At 40.8% G+C, this 17962-nt stretch carries 15 protein-coding genes; 9 read left to right on the top strand and 6 right to left on the bottom strand.

What is annotated here, in order from left to right:
• Positions 1 to 72: 72 nt before the first annotated feature.
• On the bottom strand, positions 73 to 948 hold the full coding sequence (aroE, locus tag AACZ88_RS05695; protein ID WP_339707473.1) for a shikimate dehydrogenase: 876 nt from the start codon (positions 946 to 948) through the stop codon (positions 73 to 75).
• Between the two features lie 423 nt (positions 949 to 1371).
• Between aroE and AACZ88_RS05690 the strand changes: the two genes are divergently transcribed.
• Positions 1372 to 1890 (top strand): DUF4494 domain-containing protein, encoded by a 519-nt coding sequence (locus AACZ88_RS05690; protein WP_339707471.1) that lies wholly within the window; start codon positions 1372 to 1374, stop codon positions 1888 to 1890.
• Positions 1891 to 2012: 122 nt separating this feature from the next.
• Here the strand turns inward: AACZ88_RS05690 and AACZ88_RS05685 are convergent, their stop codons facing one another.
• The 4 genes from AACZ88_RS05685 to panC are packed head-to-tail and all read right to left on the bottom strand — an operon-like array spanning position 2013 to position 5365.
• Positions 2013 to 3155 (bottom strand): alpha/beta hydrolase-fold protein, encoded by a 1143-nt coding sequence (locus tag AACZ88_RS05685; RefSeq protein WP_339707469.1) that lies wholly within the window; start codon positions 3153 to 3155, stop codon positions 2013 to 2015.
• Positions 3156 to 3188: 33 nt separating this feature from the next.
• Positions 3189 to 4154 carry a lysylphosphatidylglycerol synthase transmembrane domain-containing protein gene (locus AACZ88_RS05680; RefSeq protein WP_339707466.1) on the bottom strand — a complete coding sequence of 322 codons (966 nt, stop codon included), beginning with the start codon at positions 4152 to 4154 and terminating at the stop codon, positions 3189 to 3191.
• Between the two features lies 1 nt (position 4155).
• The gene (gene panD / locus AACZ88_RS05675) at positions 4156 to 4506 is read right to left on the bottom strand and encodes an aspartate 1-decarboxylase (protein ID WP_339707463.1); all 351 of its coding nucleotides are present in this window, start codon (positions 4504 to 4506) and stop codon (positions 4156 to 4158) included.
• A 13-nt stretch (positions 4507 to 4519) separates the two neighbouring features.
• Positions 4520 to 5365 carry a pantoate--beta-alanine ligase gene (panC, locus tag AACZ88_RS05670; RefSeq protein WP_339707460.1) on the bottom strand — a complete coding sequence of 282 codons (846 nt, stop codon included), beginning with the start codon at positions 5363 to 5365 and terminating at the stop codon, positions 4520 to 4522.
• Between the two features lie 104 nt (positions 5366 to 5469).
• Between panC and AACZ88_RS05665 the strand changes: the two genes are divergently transcribed.
• The 8 genes from AACZ88_RS05665 to AACZ88_RS05630 all read left to right on the top strand — a co-directional run bounded on the left by AACZ88_RS05665 (position 5470) and on the right by AACZ88_RS05630 (position 17421).
• Positions 5470 to 6279: a glycogen/starch synthase gene (locus AACZ88_RS05665; RefSeq protein ID WP_339707457.1), complete on the top strand. Its 810-nt coding sequence runs from the start codon at positions 5470 to 5472 to the stop codon at positions 6277 to 6279.
• 5 nt (positions 6280 to 6284) lie between these two features.
• The gene (locus tag AACZ88_RS05660; protein WP_339707454.1) at positions 6285 to 8108 is read left to right on the top strand and encodes a DUF4270 family protein; all 1824 of its coding nucleotides are present in this window, start codon (positions 6285 to 6287) and stop codon (positions 8106 to 8108) included.
• A gap of 187 nt (positions 8109 to 8295) precedes the next feature.
• Positions 8296 to 10143 (top strand): glutamine--fructose-6-phosphate transaminase (isomerizing), encoded by a 1848-nt coding sequence (gene glmS, locus AACZ88_RS05655; RefSeq protein WP_339707451.1) that lies wholly within the window; start codon positions 8296 to 8298, stop codon positions 10141 to 10143.
• Between the two features lie 184 nt (positions 10144 to 10327).
• Positions 10328 to 13099: a TonB-dependent receptor gene (locus tag AACZ88_RS05650; RefSeq protein ID WP_339707448.1), complete on the top strand. Its 2772-nt coding sequence runs from the start codon at positions 10328 to 10330 to the stop codon at positions 13097 to 13099.
• Between the two features lie 12 nt (positions 13100 to 13111).
• Positions 13112 to 14758: a G-D-S-L family lipolytic protein gene (locus AACZ88_RS05645; protein ID WP_339707445.1), complete on the top strand. Its 1647-nt coding sequence runs from the start codon at positions 13112 to 13114 to the stop codon at positions 14756 to 14758.
• Between the two features lie 183 nt (positions 14759 to 14941).
• Positions 14942 to 16450 (top strand): F0F1 ATP synthase subunit beta, encoded by a 1509-nt coding sequence (atpD, locus tag AACZ88_RS05640; RefSeq protein WP_339707442.1) that lies wholly within the window; start codon positions 14942 to 14944, stop codon positions 16448 to 16450.
• A gap of 78 nt (positions 16451 to 16528) precedes the next feature.
• On the top strand, positions 16529 to 16807 hold the full coding sequence (locus AACZ88_RS05635; protein WP_339707439.1) for a F0F1 ATP synthase subunit epsilon: 279 nt from the start codon (positions 16529 to 16531) through the stop codon (positions 16805 to 16807).
• Between the two features lie 74 nt (positions 16808 to 16881).
• Positions 16882 to 17421 carry a hypothetical protein gene (locus AACZ88_RS05630; RefSeq protein ID WP_339707436.1) on the top strand — a complete coding sequence of 180 codons (540 nt, stop codon included), beginning with the start codon at positions 16882 to 16884 and terminating at the stop codon, positions 17419 to 17421.
• On the opposite strand, the gene AACZ88_RS05625 is transcribed toward AACZ88_RS05630, so the two are convergent.
• Positions 17408 to 17938 (bottom strand): GNAT family N-acetyltransferase, encoded by a 531-nt coding sequence (locus tag AACZ88_RS05625; RefSeq protein WP_339707433.1) that lies wholly within the window; start codon positions 17936 to 17938, stop codon positions 17408 to 17410. The genes AACZ88_RS05630 and AACZ88_RS05625 overlap by 14 nt on opposite strands.
• Positions 17939 to 17962 lie beyond the last annotated feature (24 nt).

The following is a 17962-nucleotide window of genomic DNA, read 5'->3' as shown; positions in this document are numbered from 1 at the left end:
TTAATTTATGTACTAAACCCATCAGAAAGCGGCAGAGTTCTTAGATTATTTTAGCATTTAAGAAGTAAAAGGTCATTCGTTTATATTCAGCGCTCTTTTTAAGGCGCCGTGCATTACAGTGGCATCAACGTCTGTATTTGTCCAGTACTTGATTCCTATGACCCCTTGGTTTACCAACATTTTCAACCCGTCAATTGTTCTACAACCTTTGTTTGCCGCGGTCTTCAATAAATGTGTTTGCGGTGGATTGGGGATGCAATCAGCCACTACCATATCTGGTAAGAGACTATTAAAGTCAATGTTCAATTGCGCATCAACATTGGGGAAAAGTCCGATACTGGTGGCATTGATGATAATATTGGATTTGGGGTCAACCGCATATTTTTTGTTCCAAGGCTGATAAAATGCCTTGGTCGATGTATTTTCATTCAATAACTTGACTACAGCATCGGCACGTTCCTCACTGCGGTTCACAATGGTTATCGTACTAGCTCCCGCCAATGCTAATTCTACAGCAATTGCCCGCGCCGCGCCACCAGCTCCAAATAAGGTAATGTGCTTCGCCATGGGGTCGATCACTTCTTTAAGGGCCTGTAAAAAACCCTTGCCATCAGTGTTTTCGCCGATCCACTTGTTGCCTTGTCTTACTATCGTGTTAACTGCGCCTATTAGTTCTGCCGATTTGCCCAATTCATCCAAGTATTTGATGACGGACACTTTATGCGGCAAAGAACAATTGAACCCTGCCCAACCCATTGCTTTTGCACCATTTACGGCCGCACTAAGGTTCTTAGGGTCAACTTCACAAGTGATGTAGCGAAAATGTAATCCGTGATGTTGGTAGGCCGCCTCTACCATGGCTACTGTAGGGTTTTCAGCGGCGGGTTGTGCAAAACAACCCGTCAATTGTGGTAAAAAATCAATGGGCGTTGTTGAATTTGTATTCATATGGTCAATCCACTTTTAAATATTGTTGCAATTGATTTCTACTTAGAATCAAAAGCTTTTTTTGAGTCTCAATTGTTTTTTATGCTAATGTTGAAGACAACCTTTGTGCTTCGAAACAAAACAAGTTACGAACAGTTGATCCCTTCGTCTCAAATATAACAAAAGTTTACCGGTGAATGCATCGTATTTATTGATGGAAATGGTTAGTGTGCATAGGTATAGTTGCTTATTTTTAACATTTATCTTTTCGGTCGCCATATAGATAGCATGAACACATTTATATATAAAAAACACGCTATCCGCTCATTTTTAGCACAGTGTGTATTTGTATGTGTTGCCTTAGGCTTTTTTGTGAATATCTATCCCTGAGATTATCTTGTATGGTCTTTTTAAAATTTATATTTGCCATCCTAAAAAAAAGATATGAGCGTAACGTGGTATGAGTGCAAAGTAAAATATAGAAAAACACACGAAACAGGAGAGCAAAAGATAACAACGGAAGCCTATTTGTTGGATGCGGTATCGTATACCGAGGCGGAAACGAGAATCAATCAAGAGATGGCTGCCTATACGAGTGAAGAGTTTCTGATTACAAATATAAAAGTGGCGAATTTATCGGAGGTTCATCCTTTTGAAAATTCTGATCGCTGGTTTAAATCCAAAGTTTCTTTAATTGCCTTTGATGAGGAAAGCGGAAAGGAACGAAAAACCAATATCTACATGTTGGTTCAGGCAAATGATGTAAAGGAAGCTTTTGACAACACGAATGAGATGATGAAAGGTACAACGGGAGATTATACGATTCCTGCTATTTCAGAATCTCCTATTATGGACGTTTTTCCTTACTTTACTGGAGAAGAAGAGCAGTTGGAAAAATTTAATGTCGTCGAAAGACCCGAAACTTCCGAAGAAGAAGTTTTAGAAGAAGGTGAAATAATTTAGTTTTAAAAAGGCTCGTGGGCCTTCTAAATATTTCGATAAATAAATTATGAGCGGTGTCAGTGTCTCGATAGGTACTCATCAATTGGGAGGATCAATTTCCTCTTTGGGTCAAGTAGATTTGCCTAGTACCCGAAATCGGCCTTTAAGGCATCTATTTTCTCCAAGGCCATTTCTTTTGTCAAGAAATCAATTTCTTCCATGCCAAATGATTTTTCAAATGTACGCAGTGCCTTTTTGGGCTCTCCTTTTTGTTCGTAGTATTCGGCCTCAAAGTAGAAACCTAACATAGTTTCGGGATACTCTTTTTTGCAAAGATCTGACAATGGTTTTAATGACTCGAAATCTTCTTTTTTTCGTGTTGCCGCATAAATGGCCATTATGTCGTTAAGATCGACGCTTTTTTCGAAACCGAAAAGATCTTCGATGCCCTTATATTTGTCTTCCAAGTATTGAAAAACTGGTCCTTCGGCGGTTAAAATTTCGGATTTATACTCTTTAGGACTGATAGGTTTAAACATGCCGAAGATGTTGTCAAATGCCTTTCCTATGCCATACGTCGCTATGGCAATGTGATCAGCGGAAGGGTATTCGTCAAAGAAGTAATGCAACGTTTCTTTTTCAATGTCTTTTATTGCATTGTGCATGGCCATAATTTTCGGTGTGTCATTTGACTTTTCACCCTCAACGATCAACTGATAAAAAATCTTTTGATCGATGGCGCTTAAACGTGCTGGCACTCTCATTTCCATTTCTGGGGCAAGTGTCGGTGAGATATTGATATAAGCGTTGAAAAGGGAGTTTTCCTTGAAAAGCCAATAGTTTTGAAAATTGGCTGTAATGTCGTACCCCACAATCATTTTAAAGGGTGCTGTGCTATAATTTAAATCTAAATATGGGATGATTTCAGTGCCTAAAAACTCGAAGAATTTTTTTCCTTTTTCAGTTGGAAGCCCGGTATCGGGTTCATAGGCACAATCGTCTAGCCGAATACTATTGATACTTTGATGGATGCCAACAACAATCATTTGAGGCATTCCATGAAAAGTACTGTAAAATTTAGAGTTGGCTACTACCTGATCAAAAAGGTAATCTCCGTCCAAGACAACGACCAAAGGGTATTTTTTCTCCTTGTCATAATCTTCCGGGAAATAGTAGCTTACATCCCTTCTTTCCTGCAGTTTGAAAGATTCAAAGATTTCTTTGGAGACCTGGGCTTTGACGCCAAGGCATATCAAGAGGGCAAAAACGACTATTGAACGTTGCATAACAAGGTAATTTGGTACGTAGAAGACGTACAGTTATTTCTTTCTGTTCAATAACGGTAATACCAGAAAAGATATTGCACCAAAGAATACGATCATCAAAGTTTGGGAAATCCACATAATCCACCCAAAGGCATCGCCGGCTATGGCGCTAACACCAAAAATGGCCAAGGCCTTGCTAACGGCAATTGGGTATAGCCCTACCCCGCCGTTGGTCGTTGCCATGGCAAAGGCTCCTGCGACAAAAGCTACCAGAAGTTGGTCTAGTGAGAGCGCGGCAGTTTCGGGAAGCGTATATTTTATAACCCAGAACATTGCGATGTAGCAGGCCCAAATAAGAAAAGTGTGGAAGATAAAAGCTCCTTTCTTTTGCATTTTAAAAATGCTAAAAACCCCATCTAGGAGTCCTTTTATGAATCCTTTGATTTTAAGCGCAAGACCACGGTTAGACCTTTTTATAAAAATAAAGAAAAGGAGTAGTCCGAGAATTCCGAGACCCCCTAATAATAAAAGGCCCTTAAAATCAAATCCTCTTTTTTCTAAAAATCCAACGATAATATCTGTTTGAAGGGCTAAGGTAGAGCCAACTACAAGTAACAGCATGATAACATCGATCACCCGCTCGGTAACAATAGTGCCAAATCCCTTTTCAAAGGGAACGTCTTCATAGGTGGCCAAAGCGGTAGCCCTTAAAATTTCACCTGTCCTTGGAATGCCCAGATTGGCAAAATAAGCCATTAGAATAATAAATATATTATTACTCAACTTTGGTCGATATCCCAAAGGTTGCAGTAAGTAGTTCCAGCGAATGGCGCGTGAAATGTGTCCTAGTATCCCAAGAAATACTGATACGCTTACCCAAAATGGATCTGCTTCTTTGATGTAAAAGAGTATTTCTTTACGATTTTCGGGGGAAGTTGAATTAAACCAGTACCAAACGAAAAAAACTCCCAAGGCAATTGGGAGTATTAACTTTAATGTTTTTTTTACCGAAGCGGCCAAATCAGTTTAGAAGATTGGTTTCTTCGTTGGGGAATACCAAAGCCGGATTGAATTTTTTTGCTTCTTCAATGTCCATTCGAGCATAAGTAATCAATATTAAAATATCGCCAACAGCGACCTTTCTGGCTGCGGCACCGTTCAAGGTAAGTTCACCGCTGCCACGCGGCCCGGGAATAACGTAGGTTTCCAATCGTTCGCCATTGTTGTTGTTGACGATCTGTACTTTTTCACCTTGTATAATATTGGCGGCATCCATCAAATCTTCATCAATTGTGATACTTCCAATATAGTTTAGGTCTGCTCCTGTGACCTTTATACGGTGAATTTTCGATTTTACAACTTCTATTTGCATAGGACAAAGTTAGTTAATTTAGGGCTATATTATCAATGAGGCGTATACCGTCGGCATAAACGGCCACAAAGGCCCTATATTTTAAGTGTTGTTGTATTTTTTGAATCGGTGTCAAGGTTTCGACGTCTGAAATTTCAAAATATTCTAATTCGAAATTAGGCTGGTCCTGAAATTCCTGAACGACCCAATCCGTTATGTTTTTAGCACTTTTCGTGCCAAATTTTTTCTTTGCGGTCTGTAGGGTGCTGTAGATTAAAGAAGCCTCCATTCTTAGGTCTTTGGATAGGCGCTCGTTTCTCGAGCTCATGGCCAGTCCGTTGGCTTCCCTGACAATTGGGCAGCCCTTGATTTCCACGGGAAGCTGCTCTAATTCGACCAATTTTCTGATAATTTGTAATTGTTGGAAATCTTTTTCCCCGAAATAGGCGCGATCAGGTTCGATCAATCGCAAGAGCATTTCAACGATAGTTCCTACGCCGTTAAAGTGATCGTCACGGTAAGCGCCTTCCATCACTTTGTCCAGTCCATGAAAGTCATAGGTTTTGGGGGCAATGCGCTCAGGATAGATTTCAGCTACCGACGGTGTGAATACGATGAGCTTGCTCGAGATGTTTTTTAGCAGGGCGAAATCGGCTTCCAGCGTTTTAGGGTACTTTGCAAGATCCTCATTGTTGTTGAACTGGGTCGGGTTTACAAAAATACTCACGGCTACATAATCGTTCTCTGTAAGGGCTTTTTCGACCAAAGATGTGTGTCCTTCGTGCAGAGCGCCCATTGTGGGTACAAGCCCAAGACTTTGCCTTGTATTTAACGATTCAAGGTGAAATCTCAGTTCTTTTTTTGTTTTGATTACCAACATTGGTTTTATATATGGGCGAGCAAACTTACTATAATTACTGCTAATCTCTATAATTTTTGTAATTTTGCAGCCACGCACGGTCGATAAATAAAACAAAGCCCCATATGAATGGTAAAAAGATATTGTTTGTATCTTCAGAATTAGTCCCTTACTTGCCAGAGAACGAAGTTTCACTTATGTCTTATGAAGCCCCCCGAATGGTCAACAGCAATGGTGGTCAGATTCGGATCTTCATGCCCAGGTACGGTAACATCAATGAGCGAAGACATCAGCTTCACGAGGTTATACGTCTTTCTGGAATGAATTTGGTTATTAACGATATGGATATGCCCTTGATTATAAAGGTGGCATCTATTCCACGAGAGCGTATTCAGGTTTATTTTATTGACAATGAAGAGTATTTTAAAAGAAAAGCAACTTTTGCCGATGTAGATGGAAATCTTTTTCCTGACAATGATCAACGGGCTATTTTCTTTGCCAAAGGTGTTGTCGAAACGGTAAAAAAATTGAACTGGACGCCAGATATTATCCATGTTCATGGATGGATGGCCTCTTTGTTGCCACTCTATCTCAAGAATTACTACGCCGATGAACCACTATTTGGCGATAGTAAAATTGTACTATCGGTATATGGTAAATCTTTTGAAGGAGAGTTGGATAAAGGAATGAAAGATAAGATTCTTTTTGATGGTATATCGGAAGAAGCTATTAGTTCGCTCACTGAGCCTACCTATAATAATTTGTTAAAAGTAGCTGTAAATTTTTCGGATGCTGTTATTTTAGCCTCGGAAGAAATTCCCGAAGATTTGCAATCGCATATTGCCAACCTCCAAAAACCGGTGTTGCCATATGTTTCTCTCCAAGAGTTTGAGGAAGCTTATGCAAACTTTTATAACACAGAAGTTTTAAAATAATCTAGATGACTTTTTTGAGTAGATTTAAATTTCCTGCGTTGGCAGGTTTTTTTCTGGTTGTAGTAATGTTAGGTTCCTGTGAGGAAGACTTGACTACTATAGGGGCCCAAGTAGTGGGCGATTCTCCTTTTACGACCAACAAACAGGTTTTTGATGTATTTGCTTATAATAAGAAGATAGAAGCTGTTCGAACCAATAAACTGCCCATTTATCAGTTAGGGGTTTTTAATGACCCCATTTATGGAAAGACAGAAGCAAGAATTACCTCGCAGTTGACACTTGCATCCGGAAATCCGATATTTGGGGGGCTTAGTCAAGAAGGGGAGGATAGTGCGGCCGCCGATAGCGACGATACTACAGTGCCGGATAATGAACAAGTAAAGGAGGTCTATTTATATATACCCTATTTGTCACAGGCCGAAGCGCTTCGCGATAGTGATGGCGACGGAGTCGATGATGCTTTTGATGTCGATAGCGCAGATCCAGCTAGTGATAGTGACGGTGATGGTATTACGGATAATCAGGAAAGAGCGAATGGTACAAACCCGCTAAGCTCGGTCAATGATACGATTCAGAACAATTTTGCAAAGCGTATAAATATCGATAGTATTTATGTGAATGGAAAGAGCCTGCCCAATAATTTAGACGGAACGTCACATACTTTTTCCCTGAAAGTGGAGAGCTCAACCTATTATTTACGTAACCTAGATCCGAACACCAATTTTCAACAAGCGCAAGAGTACTTTTCGAATAAGGAATTTGCGCCTACTTTTGTTGGTGATGTGTTGGCGACTGAAGACGTGGTGATTAGTGATATGGAAATGTTGTTGACCCCCGAAGATAGCGAAACCACAGAAGATGTTGATGAATCATTGACAAAAATACATTTGGCACCAGGAATACGAATTCCATTGAGCAATAGCTTTTTTCAAGAGAACATCTTGGATAAAGAAGGAAGTTCTGAATTATTGAGCCAAGCAAATTTTGGCGAGTTCTTAAGGGGGGTTCATTTATCTGTAGAATCAATTGATGATGATATTATGCTCTTGTTAGATTTGACGAGCGCTAATATTACGATTACATACGAGTACGATAGTTATAATAGCACTGATGGCGAAGTTGAAAAGAAGGAGCGTGATTATGTACTCGGACTACTGCGTAATACGAGCGGTGTTATAACGGGCAATGCGGTAAATACTTTTGTGAACGACACTTATCCTCCAGAAATTCTTAGTAGTATGGATACACCTGAGAATGCTTCTAGACTGTATCTTAAGGGTGGCGCGGGTTCTTTTTCGCAAATAAGGTTATTTCACGAAAACAAAGATAATGCCGAAGGAATAATTAATCAGATTAGGGTCAATAATTGGATTGTTAATGAGGCAAATCTTGTGTTTTATGTTGATGATACTTCGCCCTTGGCAGAAGAGCCGTTGAGATTGTATATGTACAAGGCTGGTACCAATGAACCGCTTATTGACTATGCCACTGAAACATCATCCTCGGAAACCTTACAGGGTCTCTATTTGAATTATGGAGGAGTTTTAGACGATTCGGGAACGGGAGCTAAAAAGTATACTGTTCGAATAACCGATTATATCAACGATTTGGTGCTGAGAGATTCTACCAATGTCGATTTAGGGTTGACAATTACCCCTGATATCTCCAGAACTGTTGAGAGCAACGCTATGTTGGCCAATGATATAGAAGAAGATATTCCGGCAGCCTCTACTATTACTCCGTTGGGTACCGTTCTTTACGGAAGCACAGGCACTACACCTGTCGACAATAAATTAAAACTTGAAATATCATATACCAAGGCTGACTAAGTACTTATTATCCAAATATTTAAATGCAGATTATGAGATAATTTTCAAAATCACATAATTTTTAGCCACCTCAAAGTGCTACTTACGGAAAATTTACGTTATATGTCCGTAAACCACATGATTATCTCCCTACATCATGTAAATTTGCTCAATATTAAGAATTTAACCGAACTAGAAATAAAATACTATGTGTGGAATTGTAGGTTATATTGGCCATAGAGAAGCTTATCCCATTGTTATTAAAGGACTACAAAGATTGGAGTATCGTGGCTATGACAGTGCCGGAATAGCACTATACGACGGCAACAACATAAATCTTTCAAAGACAAAAGGTAAGGTCGAAGACTTGAAACAGAGGTCTGAGGCTACTATTTCCCTTAAAGGAAGCTTAGGGTTGGGTCATACCCGTTGGGCTACCCACGGTATTCCCAACGATGTAAATTCACATCCACATTACTCTAATTCTGGAGATTTGGTCATTATACATAATGGAATCATTGAAAATTATGAGTCTATTAAAAAAGAGTTGACCAACAGGGGATATACATTTCAATCCGATACCGACACCGAGGTATTGGTAAATCTGATCGAAGAAGTTAAAAAGACCGAAGACGTGAAATTGGGCAAGGCGGTTCAGATTGCATTGAACCAGGTTGTCGGGGCATATGCTATTGCCGTTTTCGATAAACAAAAACCAGATGAAATCGTTGTGGCCAAATTGGGCAGTCCGTTGGCTATTGGTGTTGGAGACAAAGAATTTTTTATTGCTTCCGATGCATCACCGTTCATAGAATTTACAAATAATGCGGTCTATTTGGAAGATGAAGAGATGGCGATTGTTCGGTTGGGCAAGGAAATTAAATTGAGAAAGATCAAAGATGATGCCATCGCCTACCCAAATATTTTAGAGCTGCAATTAAATCTTGAGGAAATTGAAAAAGGGGGGTACGACCACTTTATGCTCAAAGAGATATACGAACAGCCAAGAGCGATTTTAGATACCTATCGTGGGCGTTTACTAGCAGATCAGGGATTGATTCGTATGGCAGGTATAGATCAGCACTTAGAGAAGTTTCTGAATGCCAATAGAATAATTATCGTTGCTTGCGGTACATCTTGGCATGCCGGTTTGGTGGCCGAATACATTTTCGAGGATTTAGCTCGAATTCCTGTGGAAGTCGAATATGCCTCGGAATTTCGATATAGAAACCCCGTAATTACAGACAAAGATATATTGATTGCTATTTCACAGTCGGGAGAAACAGCCGACACCTTGGCGGCTATAAAGATGGCCAAGAAAAAAGGCGCTTTCGTATTTGGTGTGTGTAATGTTGTGGGTTCTTCTATTGCTCGAGAGACTAATGCAGGGGCATATACACACGCTGGTCCGGAAATTGGAGTCGCTTCTACAAAGGCCTTTACTACCCAAATTACGGTTCTTACGCTGATGGCCCTAAAATTGGCAAAAGAAAAAGGTGTTTTTTCGCAATCAAAATTCCATGAGTTTTTGACCGAATTAGAGACTATTCCGGCTAAAGTGGAAAAAGCGTTGGAGTCCAATGCGCTCATCGAAGTGATTTCAGATGTCTACAAAGATTCTACGAACTGCCTGTATTTAGGCAGGGGGTATAATTTTCCCGTAGCACTTGAAGGCGCTTTAAAATTAAAGGAGATTAGTTATATTCATGCTGAGGGATATCCTGCGGCCGAGATGAAACACGGGCCTATTGCTTTAATCGATGAACAAATGCCTGTTTTTGTAATTGCTACCAAAAAAGGACATTATGAAAAAGTGGTCAGTAATATTCAGGAGATAAAATCCAGAAAGGGTAAAATCATTGCAATTGTTACCGAAGGGGATACCCAGGTTAGGGAACTTGCTGATCATGTGGTCGAAGTTCCTGAAACACTTGAAAGCCTAACCCCACTTTTAACTACGATACCCCTACAATTGTTATCATATCATATAGCGGTTATGAGAGGATGTAATGTTGATCAACCTCGGAACTTGGCAAAATCTGTTACCGTGGAATAAGAACCAAGAGTTATTTTCCTACAAAGCTCATGAATTGATTCATGGGCTTTTTTTGTGGATTTGGGATTTTGGAGTCCTCTTTTTGAGAAAAATATACTATGCATGCATAATTTTTTTCATTTTCGTATTCTTGGACTAAAAAATTCCGTAAATTGCTAAGGTAAAACTATATAACTCAAATACTATGCGAACAGTACTACTCGTCCTCCTGCTGTTGCTGGGGGCAATTGCCTTTTCACAGACTAATATCAAAGGAAGCGTAGCCGATGAGAATGGAGATCCAGTACCGGGTGCCAATATCGTCATTGTTGACAAGGCTATCGGAACTACTTCAGACTTTGACGGAAACTTCTTTCTTGAAACGGAGGAAGAACCTCCTTTTCAGTTGCGCATCACAACGCTGGGCTATTCCGATGCCATAGCCGAAGTGACATCGAATAATCAAACGTTGGCGATTGTTCTCACAGAGGCCCAAACTTTTTTAGATGAAGTGGTTCTTTCGGCCTCGCGTACGCCGGAACGTATTTTTGAATCGCCCGTAACCGTAGAACGCTTGGGGCTGAAAGAAATAAAAAATACAGCTTCGGTCGATTTTTATGATGGTTTGGAAAATTTAAAGGGTGTTGATGTCAACACGAACAGTTTGACTTTTAAGTCGGTTAACACTAGGGGCTTTGCAACATTTGCCAATAACCGGTTCATGCAATTGGTAGATGGTATGGACAATTCTACTCCCGCTTTGAACTTTCCCATCGGAAACCTGGTGGGTATGGTCGAAACCGATGTGCTGAGTGTAGAGCTGCTCCCAGGGGCTTCATCGGCACTATATGGTGCGAACGCATTTAACGGTATTTTATTTATGCGTAGCAAAAACCCTTTTGATCATCAGGGCATAAGCGTATCCATTAAACGGGGAATTACCTCGCAAGAAGCGGCAGGTGATAATTCGTATACCGATGTAGGTTTCAGGGCCGCTTATAAATTTAACGAGAAGTTTGCCGCAAAAGTTAACTTCGGTTACCTGAGGGGTACCGATTGGCAGGCGACAAGTGAGGTTGATAAATTTGTTGAGGGTAGAACAAGGGCGAACCCTTCGTACAATGGTATAAATGTGTATGGCGATGAGGTGGCACGAAACATTCGATCGGCTTCGGGTCTAGGTATTCTTCCAGATGTCGTCGTTTCAAGAACAGGGTATAACGAAAGAGACTTGACCGATTATAAAGCTGAAAGTGTAAAAGCCGATTGGGGACTTTATTACCGCCCAATTGTAGATAATAGCCTAGAATTGTCTTATGTAGGTAAGGTGGGAACGGGAACGACCATATATCAAGGTTTGAACCGATACAATATCGACGGTTTTTTTCAGGAACAGCATAAATTGGAAATAAAAAACGACAACTTCTTCTTGAGAGGCTATCTGGTTGCTGACAAAGCTGGGGATTCCTACGATATGCTTTTTACGGGGATTAATATTCTTAATGCTTGGAAGCCACACTTACAATGGTTTGAAGATTATATTGGCACCTATGCGGGAATTGAATTAAGTGGCAACCCCCAAGGGCTAACCACGCAGCAAAAGCACGATGCGGCAAGAGCGGTAGCCGAACAAGGAAGATATGAGCCCGGGTCGCCTGAATTTCAGGCAGCTTTTAACAGAAGTATAAATGACCCTAGCTTACTGACCGGGTCTAAATTTCAAGATGCTTCGAAATACTATCACGCAGATGCTAACTATAATTTTAGCCATTTGACCGAATTTGCAGATATTCAAATTGGAGGTTCTTACCGACAGTATAGTTTGAATTCGGGAGGAACCATTTATACCGACTTTGACGGGGCTATAGATTATTCAGAATTTGGTGTCTATACGCAGATACAGAAAGACTTTGATTTAAGCGAGACTATGAATTTGAAATTAACGGGTTCTGCACGTTATGATAAATCTGAATTTTTTGATGGCTACCTCTCTCCGAGAATATCAGCAGGGTTAACGGTTAATAGAGATCATAACCTTCGGGCATCTGTACAGACCGGTTTTAGAAACCCTACTACCCAAGACTTATTTATTGGGCTAGACTCAGGTCAAGGCGTTTTGGTAGGTTCCGCACCTGCAAATTTGGATAGATATTCAAAGCCGTATGATGTAAGCAGTGCCGCACAATTGTCCGGTCAACCGGCAACCATAACCCAAACAGGGGCGGCAGCCTATAATAACTCATATACTGTAAGTTCCTTGGAAGAATTTGCCGCTACCGGGAATCCTGCTGTTTTGGCTGATCCAGGTGCAATAGCGAGTCCTGACTTAATAAAGCCGGAGCAAGTGACGTCTGCTGAAATCGGTTATCGAGGTAAGTTCGGTAACCTCATAGTAGATTTTAGTACCTATTATAATAGGTATAAAGATTTTATTTCCCAAGAATCTGTTGCAGCACCTTTATACGGAACGGTTGGTGATAATAGCCTGTCGGTGGCCGCCATAGTTAACGGTGATTATGTAGGGTATGGTACATATACAAACGCTGAAGCCGACGTTAACTCGTATGGGGCGTCTTTAGGGCTATCACTAAAAGTTTTTGGCAATTTTGATTTAGGTGGAAGTTATACTTTTTCGAAACTAGATTTTGATCAGGAAGAATATCCTGATTTTACGACAAATTTTAACACGCCGGAACACAAGTTCAAGGCAAGTTTTGGAAACACCGAGCTCTTTGAGAACTTTGGTTTTAATATTGCCTATCGATTTAGTGATGATTACTACTGGGAAGCAACCTTTGGAGATGGCCTGGTGCCAGAGTTCCATACGTTGGATGCCCAGATAAGCTATAGTGTGCCGAGTATAAAATCTACATTTAAGGCCGGTGGTACCAATCTTTTGGGAGATGAATATTTCACGGCTTTCGGAACAGGCTTTATTGGGTCTATGTATTATGTAGGGTGGACAATCAATAACTAAAAAAATAGCACCATGAAAATCATGAAAATAAAACATATAAATTACTTTGCCTTTCTCACTGCGTTGATAGGCTTTACGGCGTGTAATGAACCCGAAGACGTTTTACCCGAAGATCAGATGGAAGAAATGGTTGAGACGCCACCACAGTTGACTGCGGGTTCAGCGGATTTTTCGACGTATGTTGCCATCGGAAATTCTTTGACCGCAGGTTTTACCGATAATGCATTGTTCAAATCGGGACAAGAAAATTCAATGCCAAATACATTGGCTGCGCAGTTTGCCCTCGTAGGTGGAGGTAGCTTTTCCCAACCATTGACCAATGATAATATTGGAGGGCTGCTCGCTGGTGGGACACAGATAGATGGTTTTAACCCCAGATTGGTTTTTGACGGGGAAGGCCCCGTTGATTTGGCCGATTTGATCGGAGACGTTATGCCGACCACCGATATTGTTTTGAATAACCCTACAGGGCCGTTTAACAATATGGGCGTTCCCGGGGCCAAGAGTTTTCACCTGATTGCACCGGGATATGGCAATATTGCCAATTTACCCGCAATGTTGGCAAATCCATATTTTGTTAGAATGACAGGAGCTACACCTGATGCGAGCGTATTGGAATTGGCCATGGCGCAATCTCCAACTTTCTTTACGCTGTGGGCCGGTAGCAATGATGTATTGGGCTATGCGACTAAAGGAGGCGATGGTACGGATCCAATCACAGAGCAAACTACATTCGACTTTGCAATTAATACTTTGGTGACTACTTTGACCTCTGGAGGGGCGCAAGGGGTTATGGCGAATATACCGTATGTAAATACCATTCCGCATTTTACTACAGTACCTTATAATCCTTTGGATCCGACAAATCCTGATTTTGGTCCTCAAATACCTACGTTGAACACTATTTTTGGTGCTTTAAATCAAGTCTATACGGCCTTGGGACAACCAGAACGAAATGTTGTTTTTTCGGAAACTGAGGCCAGTGCGGTAGTTATTAAGGATGAAAACCTAACGGATATCTCCGAACAAATAATAGATGCTTTAAATGCAAACCCTGCATTTTCAATTTTTGTGCAACAGTTCGGCCTTTCGGAAGAAGCCGCTCCGCTTGTTGCTAACCTATTGGGCACAACCTATGGCCAAACAAGGCAAGCCAATGAAAACGACTTGTTCGTATTGCCAAGTAGTTCAGTGATCGGAACGGTCAATGAAGCTTCCGTTGCAGCTCTGGTTGCTCAAAACTTACCTTTAGAGTTGGCAGGTCAATTCTCTGTGGAAGGTGTGAGCTTTCCATTGGAAGATAAATGGGTTTTGTTACCTGAAGAGCAAGCGGAAATAAAATTGGCAACCGATAGTTTTAATGCGACAATTGCTTCCGCAGCCAATGGTGCTGGACTTGCATTTGTCGATGCAAACGCGATGATGCAGACTTTGGCAAGTAGTGGATTCACTGACGGTGACTACACCCTTACCGCTAGTTTGGTTACCGGTGGGGCATTTTCCTTAGACGGGGTGCACCTTACGGCTAAAGGGTATGCGGTAATCGCCAATGAGTTTATGAAGGCTATCGATGCAACGTACGGGTCGAATTTTGAGGCCTCTGGGTCTTTGGTCGATATAGGAAATTTCCCTACCAATTACGCCCCGACACTTCAATAACTGTTGTAGGTTGCAAACTATAATGAAACATTCTAAATGACGGTTTTTTTAGGGGTTTTAAAAAAAGAAAAAAGTAGTTTCTTATTTAAGATTGAAAACCTATCTTTGCAGCCTGAAAAACAAAGGCTTCCAAGCCTGGTTTTTTTATCTAGGTTAATCTTAAAAAGATAAATACGCAATAGAATGGCTAAAGTTACAGGCAAAGTATCCCAGATTATTGGGCCAGTGGTCGATGTAGAATTTGAATCGGGAGCGGACCTTCCCAAGATTTATGACTCTTTGGAAATCACCAATAAGGATGGTTCTAAATTGATATTGGAAGTGCAATCGCATACCGGTGAAAATACGGTTAGAACAATTTCTATGGATTCGACCGATGGTTTGAGCCGTGGAACCGAGGTGCTTTCTACTGGAAATGCCATACAAATGCCGATTGGTGATGATGTGTATGGACGCTTGTTCAACGTTATTGGAGATGCCATTGACGGACTTGGGGATTTACCTAAAACAGGAAAAGATGGCCTTCCTATTCACCGTGAGGCCCCGAAATTTGAAGACCTTTCTACTTCGACAGAAGTGCTTTTTACAGGTATCAAAGTTATCGATTTGATCGAGCCATACTCAAAAGGTGGTAAAATTGGATTGTTCGGAGGTGCAGGTGTAGGTAAAACGGTATTGATCCAAGAATTGATCAATAATATTGCAAAAGGTCATGGTGGACTTTCAGTTTTTGCCGGTGTAGGTGAACGAACAAGGGAAGGGAACGATTTATTGCGGGAAATGCTTGAATCTGGCATTATAAAATATGGTGACGATTTCCTTCATTCTATGGAAGATGGCGGATGGGACCTTTCGAAGGTCGATAAAAAAGCCATGAAACAGTCTAAGGCAACCTTTGTTTTCGGACAAATGAACGAACCTCCTGGAGCACGTGCTCGTGTAGCGCTTTCAGGATTGACCATTGCAGAATATTTCCGTGATGGGGCCGGTGACGGTCAAGGGAAAGACGTATTGTTCTTTGTTGACAATATTTTCCGATTTACGCAAGCAGGTTCTGAGGTATCGGCACTTTTGGGCCGTATGCCATCTGCGGTAGGGTACCAGCCTACTTTGGCAACTGAAATGGGTGCCATGCAAGAGCGTATTACCTCAACAAAAAGAGGTTCCATTACATCGGTGCAAGCGGTTTATGTGCCTGCAGATGATTTAACGGATCCAGCGCCGGCGACTACCTTTGCGCATTTGGATGCTCAAACGGTACTTTCCAGAAAAATTGCTGAATTAGGTATTTATCCAGCGGTTGATCCCTTGGATTCTACCTCTAGAATTTTGACTGCGGATATTTTAGGTAATGAACATTACAATTGTGCACAGCGTGTAAAAGAGCTGTTGCAGCGATATAAAGAACTTCAAGATATTATTGCCATCTTAGGTATGGAAGAATTATCTGAAGAAGATAAACTGGCAGTAGGTAGGGCACGACGTGTACAACGTTTCTTATCCCAACCTTTTCACGTAGCAGAGCAGTTTACGGGTATTCCTGGAGTGTTGGTAGATATTAAAGACTGTATCAAAGGATTTAATATGATTATGGAGGGAGAGCTTGATCATCTTCCAGAATCTGCTTTTAACCTAAAAGGAACCATTGAGGAAGCTATAGAAGCAGGAGAAAAAATGCTTGCTGAAGCGTAATTAGTCGATAGTTGACCGTTTATTGTTTTGGAGAGCCTGAAACATTGAAGGACAACTAACAACCAACAACCATAGAATATGTATTTAGAAATTGTATCGCCAGAAGCGACCTTATTCGCCGGAGAAGTTAACTCGGTCACTGTGCCGGGGGTTGACGGGGAATTTCAGATGTTGGAAAATCATGCGCCAATAGTGTCTTTATTGCAAAAAGGTAATGTTAAGGTTGAGGGCAATATTACTATAGATAAGGCTTATGAAAGCAAATTTTCAAAAGATTCTAGTGGAAAAACGGTGTTGCCAATTTCGAGCGGAACACTTGAAATGAAAGACAACAAAGTAATTGTTCTTGCGGAATAGTTGGTAAGAATATAATAGATAGGTAAAAGGGCCATACAATTACAGTTGTATGGCTTTTTTGGTTATTTGAAGTGATGGAAGAAAGAAAAATCATTATCTCGGAGGGAAATCGGCCGTTCTGGCAAAGTGTGATAGCTTCATTTTTTTACACTATTTCAGTAGTTTTCACGGGTATGTTCTTCTTTGGTTACGAAATTTTTCCTTCAGAAGGCGTTTCCCCGAAATGGGATTTTGGTGTCATATGGCTTGCGATTGCTTGTACGACACAGGGTGTTTTGTTTTCATCGGTAAAACGTGTTTTTTTTGATTTAGACACCAAAAGGTATAAAGTTCAGTATAGTGTCGGGCCAATACATGTTGGGCGATGGACATCATTGCCAAACGTTGAATATGTTTCGGTCTTCCAACAGGCTAAAAAAGATGGAAATTATATTTTTGAAACCAATCTGTGGTATCAAAAAAATAAACATTTTAATGTTTACGAGAGTATTGACCCAGAGCCAGCTTTTGCCATGGGGAAATTGGTGGCACTTAAACTGAATCTAGATCTATTGGACGCCACACAACCCAAAAACTATGTTTGGGTAAAAGTAGCGCCCATTACGCAAGAATAATCAATTGCCATTGTTGTCCGTCGTATTGATAACTTTTTAGAAGCTTGAAGCCAATGGCATAATGCGCATCTATAGATCTTGTATTTCTAGCGTCTACTTCGGTAATAATGCTTTTGTAAGTTGGGGCAATACTGTTTTGCATCGTTTCATATAATTTGCGAAAGATTCCTTGTTTTCGATAGGCCTTGGCAATACAGATTTGCCCCATGACCAGATAATTTTCGATTTTTGGCAATGTTCTGTTTATTTCGTAAAACATAGGTTTGAGCACGTCGATGGTGTTGGCAAATTTGGGATGCATACTTAAGGCATAACCTACAACTTGACCGGATGACATTGCGATAATGTGCGGGCAAGCTTGGTTCATGTCTTTTAATATGTCAAATGTATGCGCTACGGTGACAAAACCTTCTTGTTTTCTTTCCGAAGCTTCTAAAACAGCATTCAGATTCTGTTGCTGAAGCTCCAAAATCTGACGGAGTTCAGATTCTTTTGAAACTTGTTTAAAAATAATCATAGTGTGAAGTATATCGAAAAAAGA

It is taken from the genome of uncultured Kriegella sp., from assembly GCF_963975415.1.
Taxonomy (GTDB): Bacteria; Bacteroidota; Bacteroidia; order Flavobacteriales; family Flavobacteriaceae; genus Kriegella.
This window is presented reverse-complemented; position numbering and strand designations above follow the sequence as displayed.